This window comes from Rahnella aquatilis CIP 78.65 = ATCC 33071, from assembly GCF_000241955.1.
GTDB classification, from domain to species: Bacteria; Pseudomonadota; Gammaproteobacteria; order Enterobacterales; family Enterobacteriaceae; genus Rahnella; species Rahnella aquatilis.
Genome location: NC_016818.1, coordinates 4481145 through 4499795, shown reverse-complemented (window position 1 = coordinate 4499795; position 18651 = coordinate 4481145). Strand labels below are relative to the sequence as shown.

The 18651-nt window shown below is 51.8% G+C and carries 7 protein-coding genes, 1 tRNA gene and 3 rRNA genes; 9 read left to right on the top strand and 2 right to left on the bottom strand.

Annotated features, from left to right (window positions below; translation table 11 throughout):
• Positions 1-11 precede the first annotated feature (11 nt).
• Positions 12-1601, bottom strand: a complete 1590-nt coding sequence (gene purH / locus RAHAQ2_RS20335) for a bifunctional phosphoribosylaminoimidazolecarboxamide formyltransferase/IMP cyclohydrolase (RefSeq protein WP_015699024.1) — start codon at positions 1599-1601, stop codon at positions 12-14.
• 679 nt (positions 1602-2280) lie between these two features.
• Between purH and RAHAQ2_RS20330 the strand changes: the two genes are divergently transcribed.
• The 8 genes from RAHAQ2_RS20330 (at position 2281) to aceK (ending at position 13760) form a co-directional block, all read left to right on the top strand.
• Positions 2281-3823 (top strand): 16S ribosomal RNA (locus tag RAHAQ2_RS20330).
• A 143-nt stretch (positions 3824-3966) separates the two neighbouring features.
• Positions 3967-4042: transfer RNA gene (locus tag RAHAQ2_RS20325), tRNA-Glu, on the top strand.
• Between the two features lie 235 nt (positions 4043-4277).
• Positions 4278-7186, top strand: a 23S ribosomal RNA gene (locus tag RAHAQ2_RS20320).
• Between the two features lie 137 nt (positions 7187-7323).
• Positions 7324-7439: ribosomal RNA gene (rrf, locus tag RAHAQ2_RS20315) — 5S ribosomal RNA — on the top strand.
• Together the 16S, 23S and 5S rRNA genes with 1 tRNA gene alongside form the textbook arrangement of a ribosomal RNA operon.
• A gap of 292 nt (positions 7440-7731) precedes the next feature.
• Positions 7732-8661 carry a homoserine O-acetyltransferase MetA gene (metA, locus tag RAHAQ2_RS20310; protein WP_015699023.1) on the top strand — a complete coding sequence of 310 codons (930 nt, stop codon included), beginning with the start codon at positions 7732-7734 and terminating at the stop codon, positions 8659-8661.
• A gap of 372 nt (positions 8662-9033) precedes the next feature.
• A complete protein-coding gene (gene aceB / locus RAHAQ2_RS20305; RefSeq protein WP_015699022.1) occupies positions 9034-10632 on the top strand; it encodes a malate synthase A in 1599 nt (532 codons plus the stop codon).
• A 40-nt stretch (positions 10633-10672) separates the two neighbouring features.
• On the top strand, positions 10673-11995 hold the full coding sequence (gene aceA / locus RAHAQ2_RS20300) for an isocitrate lyase (RefSeq protein ID WP_015699021.1): 1323 nt from the start codon (positions 10673-10675) through the stop codon (positions 11993-11995).
• A gap of 52 nt (positions 11996-12047) precedes the next feature.
• Positions 12048-13760, top strand: a complete 1713-nt coding sequence (gene aceK, locus RAHAQ2_RS20295; RefSeq protein ID WP_015699020.1) for a bifunctional isocitrate dehydrogenase kinase/phosphatase — start codon at positions 12048-12050, stop codon at positions 13758-13760.
• Positions 13761-13805: 45 nt separating this feature from the next.
• On the opposite strand, the gene iclR is transcribed toward aceK, so the two are convergent.
• Positions 13806-14648: a glyoxylate bypass operon transcriptional repressor IclR gene (gene iclR, locus RAHAQ2_RS20290; protein WP_015699019.1), complete on the bottom strand. Its 843-nt coding sequence runs from the start codon at positions 14646-14648 to the stop codon at positions 13806-13808.
• Between the two features lie 247 nt (positions 14649-14895).
• Between iclR and metH the strand changes: the two genes are divergently transcribed.
• The gene (gene metH / locus RAHAQ2_RS20285; protein ID WP_015699018.1) at positions 14896-18597 is read left to right on the top strand and encodes a methionine synthase; all 3702 of its coding nucleotides are present in this window, start codon (positions 14896-14898) and stop codon (positions 18595-18597) included.
• Positions 18598-18651: the final 54 nt, after the last annotated feature.

Sequence of the window (18651 nt, the reverse complement as noted above, 5' to 3'; positions counted from 1 at the left end):
CCAAAAGAAAATTAATGACGGAAGTGGCGCATGTCGGTGAAGAGCATAGCAATGCCGTGTTCGTTAGCCGCAGCGATAACTTCGTCGTCACGGATAGAGCCGCCAGGCTGGATCACGCAGGTAATACCCACGGTTGCCGCAGCATCAATACCGTCGCGGAACGGGAAGAAAGCATCAGAAGCCATCACGGAGCCCGCCACTTCCAGACCTTCGTCTGCGGCTTTGATTCCGGCAATTTTGGCGGAGTAAACGCGGCTCATCTGGCCAGCCCCTATACCAATGGTCATTTTGTCACGCGCATAAACAATGGCGTTGGATTTCACGAATTTTGCCACTTTCCAGCAGAACAGCGCGTCTGTCAGTTCCTGCTCCGTTGGCTGGCGCTCGGAAACCACGCGCAGATCAGCGGTATCAACCATACCCAAGTCGCGATCCTGAACCAGCAGGCCACCATTGACACGTTTGAAGTCGAGCGCTGTCTGGCGATCTTGCCATTGTCCGCAGGTCAGTACACGAACGTTTTGTTTGGCCGCGGTCAGTGCCAGCGCTTCGGCACTTACGGTCGGCGCGATGATCACTTCTACAAACTGACGGCTGATGATGGCTTTTGCCGTTTCGGCATCCAGTTCACGGTTGAAGGCAATAATGCCGCCGAAAGCTGACGTCGGGTCAGTCTGGTAGGCGCGCTCGTAAGCGGCCAGAATGCTGTCGCCGATGGCCACACCGCACGGGTTGGCATGCTTGACGATGACGCAGGCGGGCTCCGCAAATTCTTTCACACATTCCAGAGCCGCATCAGTATCTGCAATGTTGTTATAAGAAAGAGCTTTACCCTGAAGTTGGGTAGAGGTGGCAACAGACGCCTCGCTGACGTTTTCTTCTATATAGAAGGCAGCATTCTGATGGCTGTTCTCGCCATAACGCATATCTTGTTTCTTTATATAGCTGAGATTCAGCGTACGCGGGAACTGGCCGGAAGCAGATTCAGTATCACCGTGATAAGCCGGAACCATCGTGCCAAAGTAGTTCGCAATCATGCCATCGTAAGAGGCGGTATGTTCGAAAGCTTTAATCGCCAGGTTGAAACGGGTCGCCAGCGTCAGCGAGCTACTGTTAGCATCCATTTCTTCAATGACGGACGCGTAGTCGCTGCTCTTAACTACGATCGCCACATCTTTATGATTCTTCGCTGCCGAGCGAACCATGGTCGGGCCGCCGATATCAATGTTTTCTACCGCATCTTCCAGTGAACAATCCGGACGCGCGACCGTTTGTGCGAACGGATAAAGGTTAACGACCACCATGTCGATTGGCGCAATAGAATGCTGCGCCATGATTTCATCATCTTTCCCGCGGCGGCCAAGGATCCCACCATGAACTTTCGGGTGCAGGGTTTTGACGCGTCCATCCATCATTTCCGGAAAACCGGTGTAGTCAGACACTTCTGTGACTGGCAGGCCGGCTTTAGCTAACAGGCTGGCGGTTCCGCCAGTGGAAAGTAATTCAACGCCACGCGAAGACAGGGCCTGGGCGAATTCTACGATACCGGCTTTGTCAGAAACACTGAGCAGAGCGCGGCGGATTGGACGAGATTGTTGCATGGTGGTTATATCCTTGGCTTTGGAGTCGCAGTAAAGAGCGTTATCTGAATTCAATGACGCTTTTCTTCTCTTTATATAGAGCCATTTACAGAAAAACGCGGTATTGAGCTCGGATAACTTCCCTTCGGCGACTGACTTTTCATTTATTACCCCTAAAGGGCGGTGAAAACTGACGCGCGAAATTGTAGCGAAAACGATTGCGCGACGCTCGCAAAATTTGAGATTCCTGCAGCTCTGTGGATAAATCTGTGCAAAACACGGTATAAGCGGTGTGTTTGCTGTGTAATGCAGCAAACGGTGTTTTTTCTTAAAATTAGCCCTTGCGGCCTGCTGAGAACTCCCTATAATGCCGCTCCATCGACAGGGAACAACGTGAACAACATCACGAAGTGACCGGGTCGGAAAGATTAAAAACAGTGATGACCGGGTGAAATAAACGGTTGACACTGAATGAGGAAAGCGTAATATACGCCACCTCGAGTTAGCAAGCGAAAGCGCGTAACTCACTGCTCTTTAACAATTTATCAGACAATCTGTGTGGGCACTCACAAGACGATATCAGCCACCTCGGTGGCAAAAAATATCAAGTCTTAGAGTGACCAAGCAGTAATTCATTTAGTTGAATTATTACGAAGTAATCTCTGAGCATCGCTTCACTTGTTGAAGCAAATCGAACTTTTAATTGAAGAGTTTGATCATGGCTCAGATTGAACGCTGGCGGCAGGCCTAACACATGCAAGTCGAGCGGCAGCGGGAAGTAGCTTGCTACTTTGCCGGCGAGCGGCGGACGGGTGAGTAATGTCTGGGAAACTGCCTGATGGAGGGGGATAACTACTGGAAACGGTAGCTAATACCGCATGACCTCGAAAGAGCAAAGTGGGGGATCTTCGGACCTCACGCCATCGGATGTGCCCAGATGGGATTAGCTAGTAGGTGAGGTAATGGCTCACCTAGGCGACGATCCCTAGCTGGTCTGAGAGGATGACCAGCCACACTGGAACTGAGACACGGTCCAGACTCCTACGGGAGGCAGCAGTGGGGAATATTGCACAATGGGCGCAAGCCTGATGCAGCCATGCCGCGTGTGTGAAGAAGGCCTTAGGGTTGTAAAGCACTTTCAGCGAGGAGGAAGGCATCACACTTAATACGTGTGGTGATTGACGTTACTCGCAGAAGAAGCACCGGCTAACTCCGTGCCAGCAGCCGCGGTAATACGGAGGGTGCAAGCGTTAATCGGAATTACTGGGCGTAAAGCGCACGCAGGCGGTTTGTTAAGTCAGATGTGAAATCCCCGCGCTTAACGTGGGAACTGCATTTGAAACTGGCAAGCTAGAGTCTTGTAGAGGGGGGTAGAATTCCAGGTGTAGCGGTGAAATGCGTAGAGATCTGGAGGAATACCGGTGGCGAAGGCGGCCCCCTGGACAAAGACTGACGCTCAGGTGCGAAAGCGTGGGGAGCAAACAGGATTAGATACCCTGGTAGTCCACGCTGTAAACGATGTCGACTTGGAGGTTGTGCCCTTGAGGCGTGGCTTCCGGAGCTAACGCGTTAAGTCGACCGCCTGGGGAGTACGGCCGCAAGGTTAAAACTCAAATGAATTGACGGGGGCCCGCACAAGCGGTGGAGCATGTGGTTTAATTCGATGCAACGCGAAGAACCTTACCTACTCTTGACATCCACGGAATTCGCCAGAGATGGCTTAGTGCCTTCGGGAACCGTGAGACAGGTGCTGCATGGCTGTCGTCAGCTCGTGTTGTGAAATGTTGGGTTAAGTCCCGCAACGAGCGCAACCCTTATCCTTTGTTGCCAGCGAGTAATGTCGGGAACTCAAAGGAGACTGCCGGTGATAAACCGGAGGAAGGTGGGGATGACGTCAAGTCATCATGGCCCTTACGAGTAGGGCTACACACGTGCTACAATGGCATATACAAAGAGAAGCGAACTCGCGAGAGCAAGCGGACCTCATAAAGTATGTCGTAGTCCGGATTGGAGTCTGCAACTCGACTCCATGAAGTCGGAATCGCTAGTAATCGTAGATCAGAATGCTACGGTGAATACGTTCCCGGGCCTTGTACACACCGCCCGTCACACCATGGGAGTGGGTTGCAAAAGAAGTAGGTAGCTTAACCTTCGGGAGGGCGCTTACCACTTTGTGATTCATGACTGGGGTGAAGTCGTAACAAGGTAACCGTAGGGGAACCTGCGGTTGGATCACCTCCTTACCTCAAGATACGCATTGTGCAGTGTCCACACAGATTGTCTGATGAAATTAATGAGCAAGAGCACCTGTTGATGCGGTAGGGGTAACCTTACGCTGATACGAAAAGTGCCAAACCATGTATGTGGTCTGGTACGGATTTTTCGTGTCCCCATCGTCTAGAGGCCTAGGACACTGCCCTTTCACGGCTGTAACAGGGGTTCGAATCCCCTTGGGGACGCCACTCCGATAATGTGTGAAAGACATTATCACCTGTTCTTTATGAACAGAAAATAACTTAAAGATGACTTTAACGAGTCGTGTTTAAGATATTGCTCTTTAACAATCCGGAACAAGCTGAAAATTGAAAGTTTACAGCTGAACATCACTCTCCGTAGCAGTACTGAGTGGTGGATTAGTCTGTAACAGAGTCTCTCAAATAATCGCAATGCGACGGTGGAAACACCTTCGGGTTGTGAGGTTAAGCGACTAAGCGTACACGGTGGATGCCTAGGCAGTCAGAGGCGATGAAGGGCGTGCTAATCTGCGAAAAGCGTCGGTAAGGTGATATGAACCGTTATACCCGACGATACCCGAATGGGGAAACCCAGTGTGCTCCGGCACATTATCATTACATGAATACATAGTGTAATGAGGCGAACCGGGGGAACTGAAACATCTAAGTACCCCGAGGAAAAGAAATCAACCGAGATTCCCCCAGTAGCGGCGAGCGAACGGGGAAGAGCCCAGAACCTGAATCAGTTTGTGTGTTAGTGGAAGCGTCTGGAAAGTCGCACGGTACAGGGTGATAGTCCCGTACACAAAAATGCACAGGCTGTGAGTTCGATGAGTAGGGCGGGACACGTGACATCCTGTCTGAATATGGGGGGACCATCCTCCAAGGCTAAATACTCCTGACTGACCGATAGTGAACCAGTACCGTGAGGGAAAGGCGAAAAGAACCCCGGCGAGGGGAGTGAAATAGAACCTGAAACCGTGTACGTACAAGCAGTGGGAGCCTACTTTGTTGGGTGACTGCGTACCTTTTGTATAATGGGTCAGCGACTTATATTTTGTAGCAAGGTTAACCGAATAGGGGAGCCGTAGGGAAACCGAGTCTTAACTGGGCGTCAAGTTGCAAGGTATAGACCCGAAACCCGGTGATCTAGCCATGGGCAGGTTGAAGGTTGGGTAACACTAACTGGAGGACCGAACCGACTAATGTTGAAAAATTAGCGGATGACTTGTGGCTGGGGGTGAAAGGCCAATCAAACCGGGAGATAGCTGGTTCTCCCCGAAAGCTATTTAGGTAGCGCCTCGTGAACTCATCTTCGGGGGTAGAGCACTGTTTCGACTAGGGGGCCATCCCGGCTTACCAACTCGATGCAAACTACGAATACCGAAGAATGTTATCACGGGAGACACACGGCGGGTGCTAACGTCCGTCGTGAAGAGGGAAACAACCCAGACCGCCAGCTAAGGTCCCAAAGTCATGGTTAAGTGGGAAACGATGTGGGAAGGCATAGACAGCCAGGATGTTGGCTTAGAAGCAGCCATCATTTAAAGAAAGCGTAATAGCTCACTGGTCGAGTCGGCCTGCGCGGAAGATGTAACGGGGCTAAACCATGCACCGAAGCTGCGGCAGCGACGCTTATGCGTTGTTGGGTAGGGGAGCGTTCTGTAAGCCGTCGAAGGTGGACTGTGAGGTCTGCTGGAGGTATCAGAAGTGCGAATGCTGACATAAGTAACGATAATGCGGGTGAAAAACCCGCACGCCGGAAGACCAAGGGTTCCTGTCCAACGTTAATCGGGGCAGGGTGAGTCGACCCCTAAGGCGAGGCTGAAAAGCGTAGTCGATGGGAAGCAGGTTAATATTCCTGCACTTGGTGTTACTGCGAAGGGGGGACGGAGAAGGCTAGGCTGGCCGGGCGACGGTTGTCCCGGTTCAAGCGTGTAGGGGGTGTGACCTGGTAAATCCGGTTGCATATCAACCCTGAGGCGTGATAACGAGCCACTACGGTGGTGAAGTAGCTGATGCCATGCTTCCAGGAAAAGCCTCTAAGCTCCAGGTAACACGAAATCGTACCCCAAACCGACACAGGTGGTCAGGTAGAGAATACTCAGGCGCTTGAGAGAACTCGGGTGAAGGAACTAGGCAAAATGGTGCCGTAACTTCGGGAGAAGGCACGCTGGCGCGTAGGTGAAGGGACTTGCTCCCGGAGCTGAAGCCAGTCGAAGATACCAGCTGGCTGCAACTGTTTAATAAAAACACAGCACTGTGCAAACACGAAAGTGGACGTATACGGTGTGACGCCTGCCCGGTGCCGGAAGGTTAATTGATGGGGTCAGCCGCAAGGCGAAGCTCTTGATCGAAGCCCCGGTAAACGGCGGCCGTAACTATAACGGTCCTAAGGTAGCGAAATTCCTTGTCGGGTAAGTTCCGACCTGCACGAATGGCGTAATGATGGCCAGGCTGTCTCCACCCGAGACTCAGTGAAATTGAACTCGCTGTGAAGATGCAGTGTACCCGCGGCAAGACGGAAAGACCCCGTGAACCTTTACTATAGCTTGACACTGAACATTGAGCCTTGATGTGTAGGATAGGTGGGAGGCTTTGAAGCGTGGACGCCAGTCTGCGTGGAGCCAACCTTGAAATACCACCCTTTAATGTTTGATGTTCTAACTCGGCCCCGTAATCCGGGGTGAGGACAGTGTCTGGTGGGTAGTTTGACTGGGGCGGTCTCCTCCTAAAGAGTAACGGAGGAGCACGAAGGTTAGCTAATCACGGTCGGACATCGTGAGGTTAGTGCAATGGCATAAGCTAGCTTGACTGCGAGAGTGACGGCTCGAGCAGGTACGAAAGTAGGTCATAGTGATCCGGTGGTTCTGAATGGAAGGGCCATCGCTCAACGGATAAAAGGTACTCCGGGGATAACAGGCTGATACCGCCCAAGAGTTCATATCGACGGCGGTGTTTGGCACCTCGATGTCGGCTCATCACATCCTGGGGCTGAAGTAGGTCCCAAGGGTATGGCTGTTCGCCATTTAAAGTGGTACGCGAGCTGGGTTTAGAACGTCGTGAGACAGTTCGGTCCCTATCTGCCGTGGGCGTTGGAAGATTGAGAGGGGCTGCTCCTAGTACGAGAGGACCGGAGTGGACGCATCACTGGTGTTCGGGTTGTCATGCCAATGGCATTGCCCGGTAGCTAAATGCGGAAAAGATAAGCGCTGAAAGCATCTAAGCGCGAAACTTGCCTCGAGATGAGTCTTCCCTGTGGCTTTAAGCCACCTGAAGGGACGTTTAAGACTAAGACGTTGATAGGCTGGGTGTGTAAGTGCAGCGATGCATTGAGCTAACCAGTACTAATGACCCGAGAGGCTTAACCTTACAACACCGAAGGTGTTTTTGATTTGAGAGACAGACTCGAGAGAGTAGATTTTCAGCGAATTGTTCCGGTATTGGTTCGTATGGCGGCGTGTGATGAGAAATTATGACACGACGCGGTATGAATGAAACAGAATTTGCCTGGCGGCAGTAGCGCGGTGGTCCCACCTGACCCCATGCCGAACTCAGAAGTGAAACGCCGTAGCGCCGATGGTAGTGTGGGGTCTCCCCATGCGAGAGTAGGGAACTGCCAGGCATCAAATAAAGCCAAAAGCCCCGCACGCAAGTGCGGGGCTTTTGGCTATGCGGAAATTGAAATGTTCTGTACATTATCTATCCTAAAACCGTCAGGATCCGCAACTTAACTTGCCGTTTTTATTTCTCCTGCGTCCTGAACTGCTCTCCTTTATAACCAGAACATCTAAATTAATAACTTAAGCTGAAACATTTTCACTTACTGCTTGCAGGCTCGACATCTTAATCAAAACCCGTTATCTTCGGCTATCTAGAAGTCTAAACGTATAAATGGATGCAGTGAGGAAGTTGTTATGCCGATCCGGGTTCCAGATGAATTACCAGCCGTGAATTTCCTGCGCAATGAGAACGTCTTTGTCATGACGTCATCACGTGCGAAAACACAGGAGATCCGTCCTCTTAAGGTGCTGGTTCTCAACCTGATGCCAAAGAAAATTGAGACCGAAAATCAATTTTTGCGGCTGCTTTCTAACTCTCCCCTGCAGATAGATGTCCAACTGCTGCGCATTGACAGTCGTGAATCTAAAAATACCCCCGCAGAGCATCTGAATAATTTCTATTGTGACTTTGAAGACATTCAGCATGACAACTATGACGGCCTGATTGTTACCGGTGCGCCTTTAGGATTGGTAGACTTTTGTGACGTAGCATACTGGCCGGAAATCGAACGTGTTATTCATTGGGCTAAAGAACATGTCACGTCAACATTGTTTGTTTGCTGGGCGGTTCAGGCTGCGCTAAATGTGCTTTATGGACTGCCTAAAATGACCCGCGAAGCGAAGCTTTCGGGCGTGTATCCTCATCAGACGCTGCAACCGCTGGCCCTACTGACACGTGGCTTTGATGAAAGCTTTCTGGCACCTCACTCCCGTTATGCAGATTTTCCGGCGAATGTGCTCCGCCAGCATACGGATCTGGAGATCTTCGCTGAATCTGACGAAGCCGGTGCCTATCTCTTTGCAACAAAAGATAAGCGGATGGCTTTTGTGACCGGACACCCTGAATATGATGCAGGAACGCTGGCCGGAGAGTATCTGCGTGACGTGGCCGCCGGTTTGTCGCCTGAGATGCCTTACAACTATTTCCCGCAGGACAACGCCGAGCTGGCACCAAAGGCAACCTGGCGTAGCCACGGACATCTGTTGTTCACTAACTGGCTGAATTACTATGTTTATCAGATCACGCCGTTTGATCTGCGTCAGATGAATCCGACACTCGAGTAAAGCCTCCTCCTGCTACGGCAGACGATCTTTTCGGTCGTCTGCTCTTCCTCATTTTATCCTTGTGATCCCTTTCTCTTAACAACTCCCTTTGAACATATTTTTCGTTAAACCGAAATTGATTACCATTTTATATAAAAGTTATTATTTTTTATTTCATTGATTATAAATAAATTTTTTTCAATTTTAAAATAAAATGGAAATCGTTTTTGATTTTATGAAATTACTGATTACGCTTAAATCTATCGGGCAATAAATAACCAGAGAAAAGTCGTCGCAGGAACATGAGCGTATCTCGGGTATGTTTTCGACCGTAACAACATCTGTTCAGTGAGGCGGTCTGGCAGATTAAGCAGATAAATCAGGAGAAAAGCGATGTCAGAGCAAATTACCCGCAGTCAGCTTGGTTTTACGCGCCGTTTTGGTGAGACCGAAGCGCAAATTCTGACCGAAGAAGCCGTTGATTTTTTATCCGAACTGGTTGTCCGTTTTACCCCACTGCGTAATCGCTTACTGGCCGATCGTATTGCTGTACAGCAGAAGATAGATCAGGGTGTATTGCCTGATTTTATTTCGGAAACGAATTCCATAAAAAATTCAGACTGGAAGATTCGGGGCATTCCGGCCGATTTACTGGATCGTCGGGTAGAAATCACTGGCCCTGTCGAACGCAAAATGGTGATCAATGCGCTTAACGCCAATGTGAAAGTCTTTATGGCGGACTTTGAGGATTCCCTTGCGCCGGACTGGCAGAAAGTTATCGAAGGGCAGATCAACTTACGCGATGCGGTGAACGGGACTATCAGCTACACCAATGAATCCGGAAAGATTTATCAGCTCAAGCCCGATCCTGCAGTTCTGGTTTGTCGTGTCCGTGGTCTGCATTTACCTGAAAAGCATGTGATCTGGCAGGGCGAATCTCTTCCCGGCTCGTTGTTCGATTTTGCTTTGTATTTTTTCCACAATTATCGCCCATTGCTGGCAAAAGGCAGCGGCCCTTATTTCTATCTGCCAAAAATGCAGTCTTATCATGAAGCTGACTGGTGGAGCCAGGTCTTCAGTTTTGCCGAGGATTATGCGCAATTACCACGTGGTACGATTAAAGCCACGGTGCTGATTGAAACGCTGCCCGCGGTTTTCCAGATGGACGAAATCCTTTACCACCTGCGCGATCACATCGTCGGCCTCAATTGTGGCCGCTGGGATTACATCTTCAGCTACATCAAAACATTGAAGAGTCATGCTGACCGTGTATTACCCGACCGTCAGTCCGTCACCATGACTCAGCCTTTTCTGAATGCTTACTCCCGGTTGCTGATTAAAACCTGCCATCGCCGTGGCGCATTTGCGATGGGCGGCATGGCGGCATTTATCCCAAGCAAAAACGTTAAGCGTAACGAATGGGTGCTCAATAAAGTCCGGACAGACAAAGAGCTTGAGGCGAATAACGGACATGATGGTACCTGGATTGCGCATCCGGGGCTGGCAGACACGGTGCTTGAGGTCTTCGATAAAGCACTGGGCAGCCGTTCAAACCAGCTGGATGTCCTGCGCGAAGAAGATGTCGAAATTACTGCAGAGCAGTTGCTCGAACCTTGTTCCGGCGAGCGTACTGAAGAGGGCATGCGCGCCAATATTCGCGTTGCTGTGCAATACATTGAAGCCTGGATTTCTGGCAACGGCTGCGTGCCGATTTACGGGTTAATGGAAGATGCTGCCACGGCTGAAATCTCCCGTACATCGATCTGGCAATGGATCCACCACGGCAAAACGCTTAATGACGGGCAACCCGTCACGAAGCCGTTATTCCGCCGCATGCTGAACGAAGAAATGCTGGTCATTCAGCAGGAATTGGGCGAGCAGCGATTCAGCTCTGGCCGCTTCACGCAGGCCGCGGCGCTGATGGAAAAAATCACAACACAGGATGAATTAATCGATTTCCTGACCCTGCCGGGCTATCAGCTGCTGGCCTGATCCTTCTTACCCTACACATAAAAAGACCGGAGCATTTGCCATGAAAACAACCCGTACTCAGCAAATTCAGCAGCTTGAAGAATCCTGGAGCCAGCCACGCTGGAAAAATATCACCCGGCCTTACACGGCGGCAGAAGTGATTAGCCTGAGGGGGTCAGTAAACCCCGAATGTACGCTGGCTCAGCACGGAGCCAGCCGCCTGTGGAACTTACTCCACGGTGCATCGCGTAAAGGGTATGTGAATTGTCTCGGCGCACTGACCGGCGGACAGGCCCTGCAACAGGCTAAAGCCGGTATTGAAGCCATTTATCTTTCCGGCTGGCAGGTTGCCGCAGATGCCAATACGGCTTCCAGTATGTACCCCGATCAGTCTTTGTATCCGGTGAATTCGGTACCTGAAGTGGTGGCGAGGATTAACAACACTTTCCGCCGCGCGGATCAGATCCAGTGGGCCAATAACATTGAGCCGGGGCAGCCGGGCTACACCGACTATTTCCTGCCGATTGTGGCCGACGCTGAAGCCGGTTTTGGTGGTGTACTCAATGCCTTTGAGCTGATGAAATCCATGATTGAGGCCGGTGCTGCGGCGGTTCACTTTGAAGATCAGCTTGCCGCAGTGAAGAAATGCGGGCATATGGGCGGCAAAGTTCTGGTACCCACCCAGGAAGCGGTGCAGAAACTGGTCTCCGCGCGCCTTGCCGCTGATGTTCTTGGTGTGCCGACGTTACTTGTGGCACGTACCGATGCCGATGCGGCAGATTTACTGACGTCAGACTGCGACCCGTATGACAGCCAGTTTATTACCGGCGAAAGAACACATGAAGGTTTCTACCGGACGCACGCCGGTATTGAGCAGGCCATCAGTCGCGGGCTGGCGTACGCACCTTATGCCGACGTAGTGTGGTGCGAAACATCGACACCTGATCTGAAACTGGCTCAGCGTTTTGCCGAGGCGATTCACGCCGAATTTCCGGGGAAATTGCTGGCCTATAACTGTTCGCCGTCGTTTAACTGGAAGAAGAATCTCGACGATAAAACCATCGCCAGTTTCCAGGACCAGTTGGCCGCGATGGGTTACCAGTATCAGTTCATTACGCTGGCGGGCATTCACAGCATGTGGTTCAACATGTTCGATCTTGCCCATGCTTATGCACAGGGCGAGGGGATGAAGCACTACGTGGATAAAGTGCAGGAGCCGGAATTTGCAGCCATAGGCCGCGGCTACACCTTCGCTTCGCATCAGCAGGAAGTCGGAACCGGCTATTTCGACAAAGTCACCACCATTATTCAGGGCGGTCGCTCCTCGGTCACCGCACTCACCGGCTCTACCGAAGAACAGCAGTTTTCCCCGACGTCACACTGATGTTCATCAGACCTGGTGAAAGCCGGGTCTCTTTCCTCAGGGAGTCGCCACTATGCGTATAGAGCTGTTGATTGCGCAGACTATTTTACAGGGGTTCGACGCCCAGTACGGCCGCTTTCTCGAAGTGACATCGGGGGCGCAGCAGCGCTTTGAAAATGCCGACTGGCCAGCGGTACAGGCGGCAATGAAGCAACGTATCCATTTGTATGACCATCATGTCGGGCTGGTTGTCGCCCAGCTCAGATGCATTACCGGCCAGCATTTTTATGATGCCGCATTTCTGATCCGCATAAAAGAATGTTACGCCGGATTACTGCCTGATTATCCCCGGGCTGAAATCGCCGAAAGCTTCTTTAATTCAGTTTATTGCCGGATTTTCAAACATCGTGATCTGACAACAGACAAACTTTTTATTTTCAGCGAGCAGTCCTCCCGGCGTGAGCAACATTGTGCCCGTCCTTTGTCACGCCTCTGCCCGGTTCAGGGTAAGCTCGTCGCCACATTGGCAAAAGTTCTTGAGGACCTGCCGGTGCGCTTGCCGTGGGAGAATGCGAACCGTGATGTAGATTATATCGCCACGGCGTTACAGCAACGCTTCCCCGCAGAGTGGCTTGCGGATGCTGATATCGAGATTGCTACCGAAATTTTTTATCGCAATAAAGCTGCGTGGATAATCGGCAAAATCAGGGCAGGAGCGCAGGTTTTCCCTTTGTTATTACCCGTGCATCTCAGTCATCAGAATCAGTTATTCGTTGATGCCTGTCTTACCGAAAGCGACGATGCCAGCATCGTCTTTGGCTTTGCCCGCTCGTATTTTATGGTGTATGCCCCGCAACCCGGCGCGCTGGTTGAATGGTTACGTGAGATATTACCGGCCAAAACCACGGCAGAGCTGTACAGCGCTATCGGTTGTCAGAAGCATGCAAAAACAGAATGTTACCGTGAACATCTGCACTTTATGGCGCAAACCGACGAGTCTTTTATTATTGCGCCAGGCGTCAAAGGTATGGTCATGCTGGTATTTACCCTGCCGGGCAGTGATCGCGTGTTCAAAGTGATAAAAGATAATTTTGCGCCGCAGAAAGAAGTGACCGAAGCCCAGGTCAAAGCCTGCTATCAGTTGGTGAAAGAGCATGACCGTGTCGGGCGGATGGCCGATACCCAGGAATTTGAGCACTTTGTTCTGCCGAAGAAAAACATCAGCCCTGAACTGATGGCTGAACTACAGCGCGAAGTACCTGCCAAAATCGAAGATCTGGGGGACAGCATTGCGCTCCGGCATCTGTACATTGAACGACGCATGACGCCGCTGAATATATATCTGGAACAGGCCAGTGATACGCAGCTTTATGACGTGATTGAAGAATACGGCAATGCAATCAAACAACTGGCCGCGGCGAATATCTTCCCCGGCGACATGTTGTTTAAGAATTTCGGCGTCACCCGCCATGGCCGTGTGGTGTTTTATGACTACGATGAAATCTGCTACATGACTGAAGCTAATTTTCGCGATATTCCTGCCCCACGTTACCCGGAAGATGAACTGGCCAGCGAACCCTGGTACAGCATTGCGCCGGGCGATGTTTTCCCGGAAGAATTCCGGCATTTTCTTTGCAGCGACAAACGCCTCGGTCAGATCTTTGAAACGCTACATGACGACCTGTTTAACGCCGGTTACTGGCGCGGTTTGCAGCAGCGTATCCGTGAAGGGCACGTCGAAGATGTTTTTGCTTATCGCCGTTCCCGGCGTTTTAGCCAGCGTTAATATGCTGAAACGCCGCCGGATGATGGCAGGGTTTCAGCGCCTCTCTCAGTGTTTGCCGCCACCGTATGCCTGCGTGATTTCTTTCGCCGCGTGGATCACCAGCGCACCCAGTTCCGTCACACGATCATCGGTGATACGCGAAACCGGGCCCGAAATGGAAATCGCCGCATACGCGTCGTTATGCTCGTCATAGATGCAGGTCGCCACACAACGTAGCCCGAGCGCATGTTCTTCATCATCAAAGGCATAACCGCGTTTACGGGTATCCGCCAGCTCTTGTTTCAGGTTTGTCGGAGACGTTTTTGTCAGCGGCGTATAACTGTGCAGGCCAATTTTATGCAGCAGTTTTGCCAGGCGTTCTTCCGGCAGGGTAGAAAGAAACGCTTTGCCGGCACCTGACGCATGCATGGGTAATTTTCCGCCAATCGGCGCGGACATTCTCATCAGAGCATTACACTGCACCTGATCGATGATGATCGCCTGATAATCACTGTGATCCAGCACAGCCAGATTGACCGTTTCGCCGGATTCTTCCATCAGACGGCGCAACATCGGATGCACCATGGCCAGTAAATTGCGGCTCTGCAGGAAGCTGCTGCCGACAACAAACGCATGCGAGCCAATGGTCCACAAGCCCAAATCGCCGACCTGACGAACAAACCCCTGCTGCTGCATGGTGGTGAGAAGGCGGTGGGTGGTGGAGTTGGGTAAACCTGCCTGCTGGGCGAGATCGGTCAGCGCTACACTGCCCTGAGCTTCGGCAATATATTCCAGCAACTTAAGGCCACGCGTCAGGGACTGAACCTGCCCGGTTGCGGTGCTGCTGGCAGCAGCAGCGGCTTTGGTTTTCTTAGCACGTTTGGCCGGAGCCGATACGGACGTTGCCATGAGCCTGTTCCTTGTAAGATGCGCCAAAAGCTGGCGAAGAAAAATCGTTTTTGGAATTGGTTTTCGTTTTTATAGTATGGATCGCAACCTGCCTTTGTGCTCATCCGATGTGTTGCATTGCATTTGCGGGATGTCTTCCCGAATTGAAAAAGTCTCACGTCGGTGCGGGCTTGTGGCTAAGGAAGGTATGCTAGGATGTTGACCATAATTTCCGGCGCATGAATGAACAATTTGCCGGGTGTGCGTGATGGGTGATGAGGTGAAAGTGACTAATCGAGTTGAGGCGCTACATAAGCAACTGGCACAGCGCATTTTGGTTCTGGATGGCGGTATGGGCACTATGATCCAAAGCTACCGTCTGGAAGAAGAAGATTACCGTGGTGAGCGTTTTGCCGACTGGGAAAGCGATCTTAAAGGCAATAACGATCTTCTGGTGCTTTCCAAACCCGAAGTGATCGTCGAGATCCATAACGGTTATCTTGCTGCGGGTGCAGATATCCTCGAAACCAACACCTTCAACTCCACCACGATTGCCATGGCTGACTACCATATGGAATCGCTGTCGGCTGAAATTAACTATGAAGCCGCGCGGCTGGCGCGTCAGTGTGCCGATGAGTGGACCGCCCGTACGCCGGATAAACCGCGCTATGTCGCCGGAGTTTTAGGTCCGACCAACCGGACGGCGTCGATTTCACCGGACGTTAACGATCCCGCGTTCCGTAACGTGTCTTTCGATCAACTGGTTGAAGCCTACCGTGAATCGACCCGTGCGCTGATTGAAGGCGGGGCGGATCTGATCATGATCGAAACCGTCTTTGACACACTTAACGCCAAAGCCGCGACATTTGCAGTAGAAAGCGAATTCGAAGCGATGGGCATCGTATTGCCGGTCATGGTATCCGGTACGATTACCGATGCCTCCGGGCGCACCTTGTCCGGCCAGACAACTGAGGCTTTTTATAACTCGCTGCGTCACGTTAAGCCGCTCACTTTTGGCCTTAACTGCGCCCTGGGTCCGGATGAATTACGTCAGTATGTCGCTGAGTTATCTCGTATTGCAGAATGTTATGTCACTGCGCATCCAAATGCCGGTTTACCTAACGCCTTTGGTGAATACGATCTTGAAGCCAAAGAAATGGCTGAGCATATTGCTGAATGGGCGCGCTCAGGCTTTCTGAACATTGTCGGTGGCTGTTGCGGTACCACGCCTGCGCACATCGCGGCGATGGTGAAAGCCGTGGAGGGCGTACCGCCCCGCGTTTTACCGACCATTCCTGTTGCCTGCCGTCTTGCAGGGCTGGAACCGCTGACCATCGATCCACAAACGCTGTTTGTGAACGTCGGTGAACGTACCAATGTGACCGGCTCCGCGCGTTTTAAACGCCTGATTAAAGAAGAGAAGTATTCTGAAGCGCTGGCCGTGGCCCGTCAGCAGGTAGAAAGTGGCGCGCAAATCATCGACATCAACATGGATGAAGGGATGCTTGATGCCGAAGCGGCGATGGTGCGTTTCCTCAGCCTGATTGCCGGTGAACCGGATATCGCCCGCGTGCCGATCATGATCGACTCCTCCAAATGGGATGTTATCGAAAAAGGCCTGAAATGCATTCAGGGCAAAGGAATTGTTAACTCCATTTCCATGAAAGAAGGCGAAGAAGCTTTCCTGCATCACGCCCGCATGGTGCGCCGCTACGGCGCAGCCGTTGTGGTCATGGCATTCGATGAAACCGGCCAAGCGGATACCCGCGCCCGCAAAATTGAAATCTGTCGCCGGGCCTACAAATTACTGACGGAAAAAGTCGGTTTCCCGCCGGAAGACATTATTTTTGACCCGAACATCTTTGCGGTGGCGACCGGCATTGACGAACATAACAACTACGCCGTTGATTTCATCGAAGCCTGTGCCGATATCAAAGCGCAACTGCCGCATGCGCTGATTTCCGGCGGTGTTTCCAATGTTTCCTTCTCGTTCCGCGGTAACGAACCGGTGCGTGAAGCCATTCACGCCGTCTTCCTGTATCACGCCATCCGCAACGGTATGGATATGGGCATCGTCAACGCCGGTCAGTTGGCGATTTATGATGATTTACCGGCTGAACTGCGCGACGCCGTTGAAGATGTCATCCTCAACCGCCGCCCGGATGGCACTGAGCGTTTGCTCGAACTGGCCGAAAAATACCGTGGCAGCAAGGACGATGGCGAAGCGAATAAGCAGCAGGCGGAATGGCGCAGCTGGGAAGTGAAAAAACGCCTCGAATACTCGCTGGTGAAAGGAATTACCGAGTTTATCGAACTGGATACCGAAGAGTGCCGTCAGCTGGCCGCGCGCCCTATCGAAGTGATCGAAGGCCCGCTGATGGACGGCATGAACGTCGTCGGCGACCTGTTTGGTGCTGGCAAAATGTTCCTGCCGCAGGTGGTGAAATCCGCGCGCGTGATGAAACAGGCCGTGGCCTATCTGGAGCCGTACATTGAAGCCAGCAAGGAGAAGGGGCAGACCAACGGCAAAATTCTGCTCGCGACGGTAAAAGGCGACGTGCATGACATTGGCAAAAACATCGTCGGCGTCGTGCTGCAGTGTAATAACTACGAGATTATTGATCTCGGTGTGATGGTGCCGACGGATAAAATTTTGAAAACCGCCATTGAAGAAAACGTCGACATTATCGGGCTTTCCGGGCTTATCACCCCGTCACTGGATGAAATGGTCAATGTGGCGAAAGAAATGGAACGCCGGGGTTTCACCATGCCGCTGCTGATTGGCGGCGCGACCACATCGAAAGCGCACACGGCGGTGAAAATCGAACAGAACTACAGTGGCGTGACCTGCTACGTGCAAAACGCCTCGCGTTCTGTCGGCGTGGTGTCTGCGTTGCTGTCAAAAGATCAGCGTGACGCGTTTATCGAACGGACACGTAAAGAGTACGACACCGTGCGCATCCAGCATGGTCGCAAAAAGCCGCGCACACCGCCGGTAAGTCTCGAAGTGGCCCGTGACAACGCGACTGTTATCGATTGGGAGAATTACACGCCGCCGGTGGCTCATCGTCCGGGTATCCAGAAAGTGGAAGCCAGCATTGAAACGCTACGTAATTACATCGACTGGACACCGTTCTTCATGACCTGGTCGCTGGCAGGTAAATACCCTCGCATTCTCGAAGACGAAGTGGTGGGTGAAGAAGCGAAGCGACTGTTCAAAGATGCCAATGACCTGCTGGATAAGCTTTCCACAGAGAAATCGCTCAATCCGCGTGGTGTCGTCGGCTTGTTCCCGGCAAACAGTAAAGGCGACGATATCGAAATCTACAGCGATGAACGCCGTCAGGACGTGCTGGTCGTCAGCCATCATTTGCGGCAGCAAACCGAAAAAACGGATTTTGCCAACTACTGTCTTGCTGACTTTGTTGCACCAAAATCCAGCGGTAAAAAAGATTACATGGGTGCATTTGCCGTAACCGGCGGGCTTGAGGAAGACGCGCTGGCCGAGGCGTATGACAAGCAGCATGATGATTACAACAAAATCATGATCAAGGCGCTGGCTGACCGTCTGGCAGAAGCGTTTGCGGAATATCTGCATGAAAAAGTGCGTAAAGTGTACTGGGGTTTTGCGGCTAACGAGAACCTGAGTAACGAAGAGCTGATCCGCGAAAATTATCAGGGGATACGTCCGGCTCCGGGCTATCCGGCCTGTCCTGAACATACCGAAAAAGGGCAAATCTGGAAGCTGCTGGATGTGGAAGCCAATACCGGTATGCAACTGACCGAATCATTCGCTATGTGGCCGGGGGCTGCGGTATCAGGCTGGTATTTCAGTCACCCTGACAGCAAATACTTCGCCGTGGCGCAGATTCAGCGTGATCAGGTGGAGGATTACGCGGCACGTAAAAATATGCCGGTCGCTGAAGTCGAGCGCTGGCTGGCGCCAAACTTAGGGTACGACGCCGATTAGCCCTATAAATGCCCGTGAATTCAAGGGCATTTCCGGTGACATAAAACCTTACTA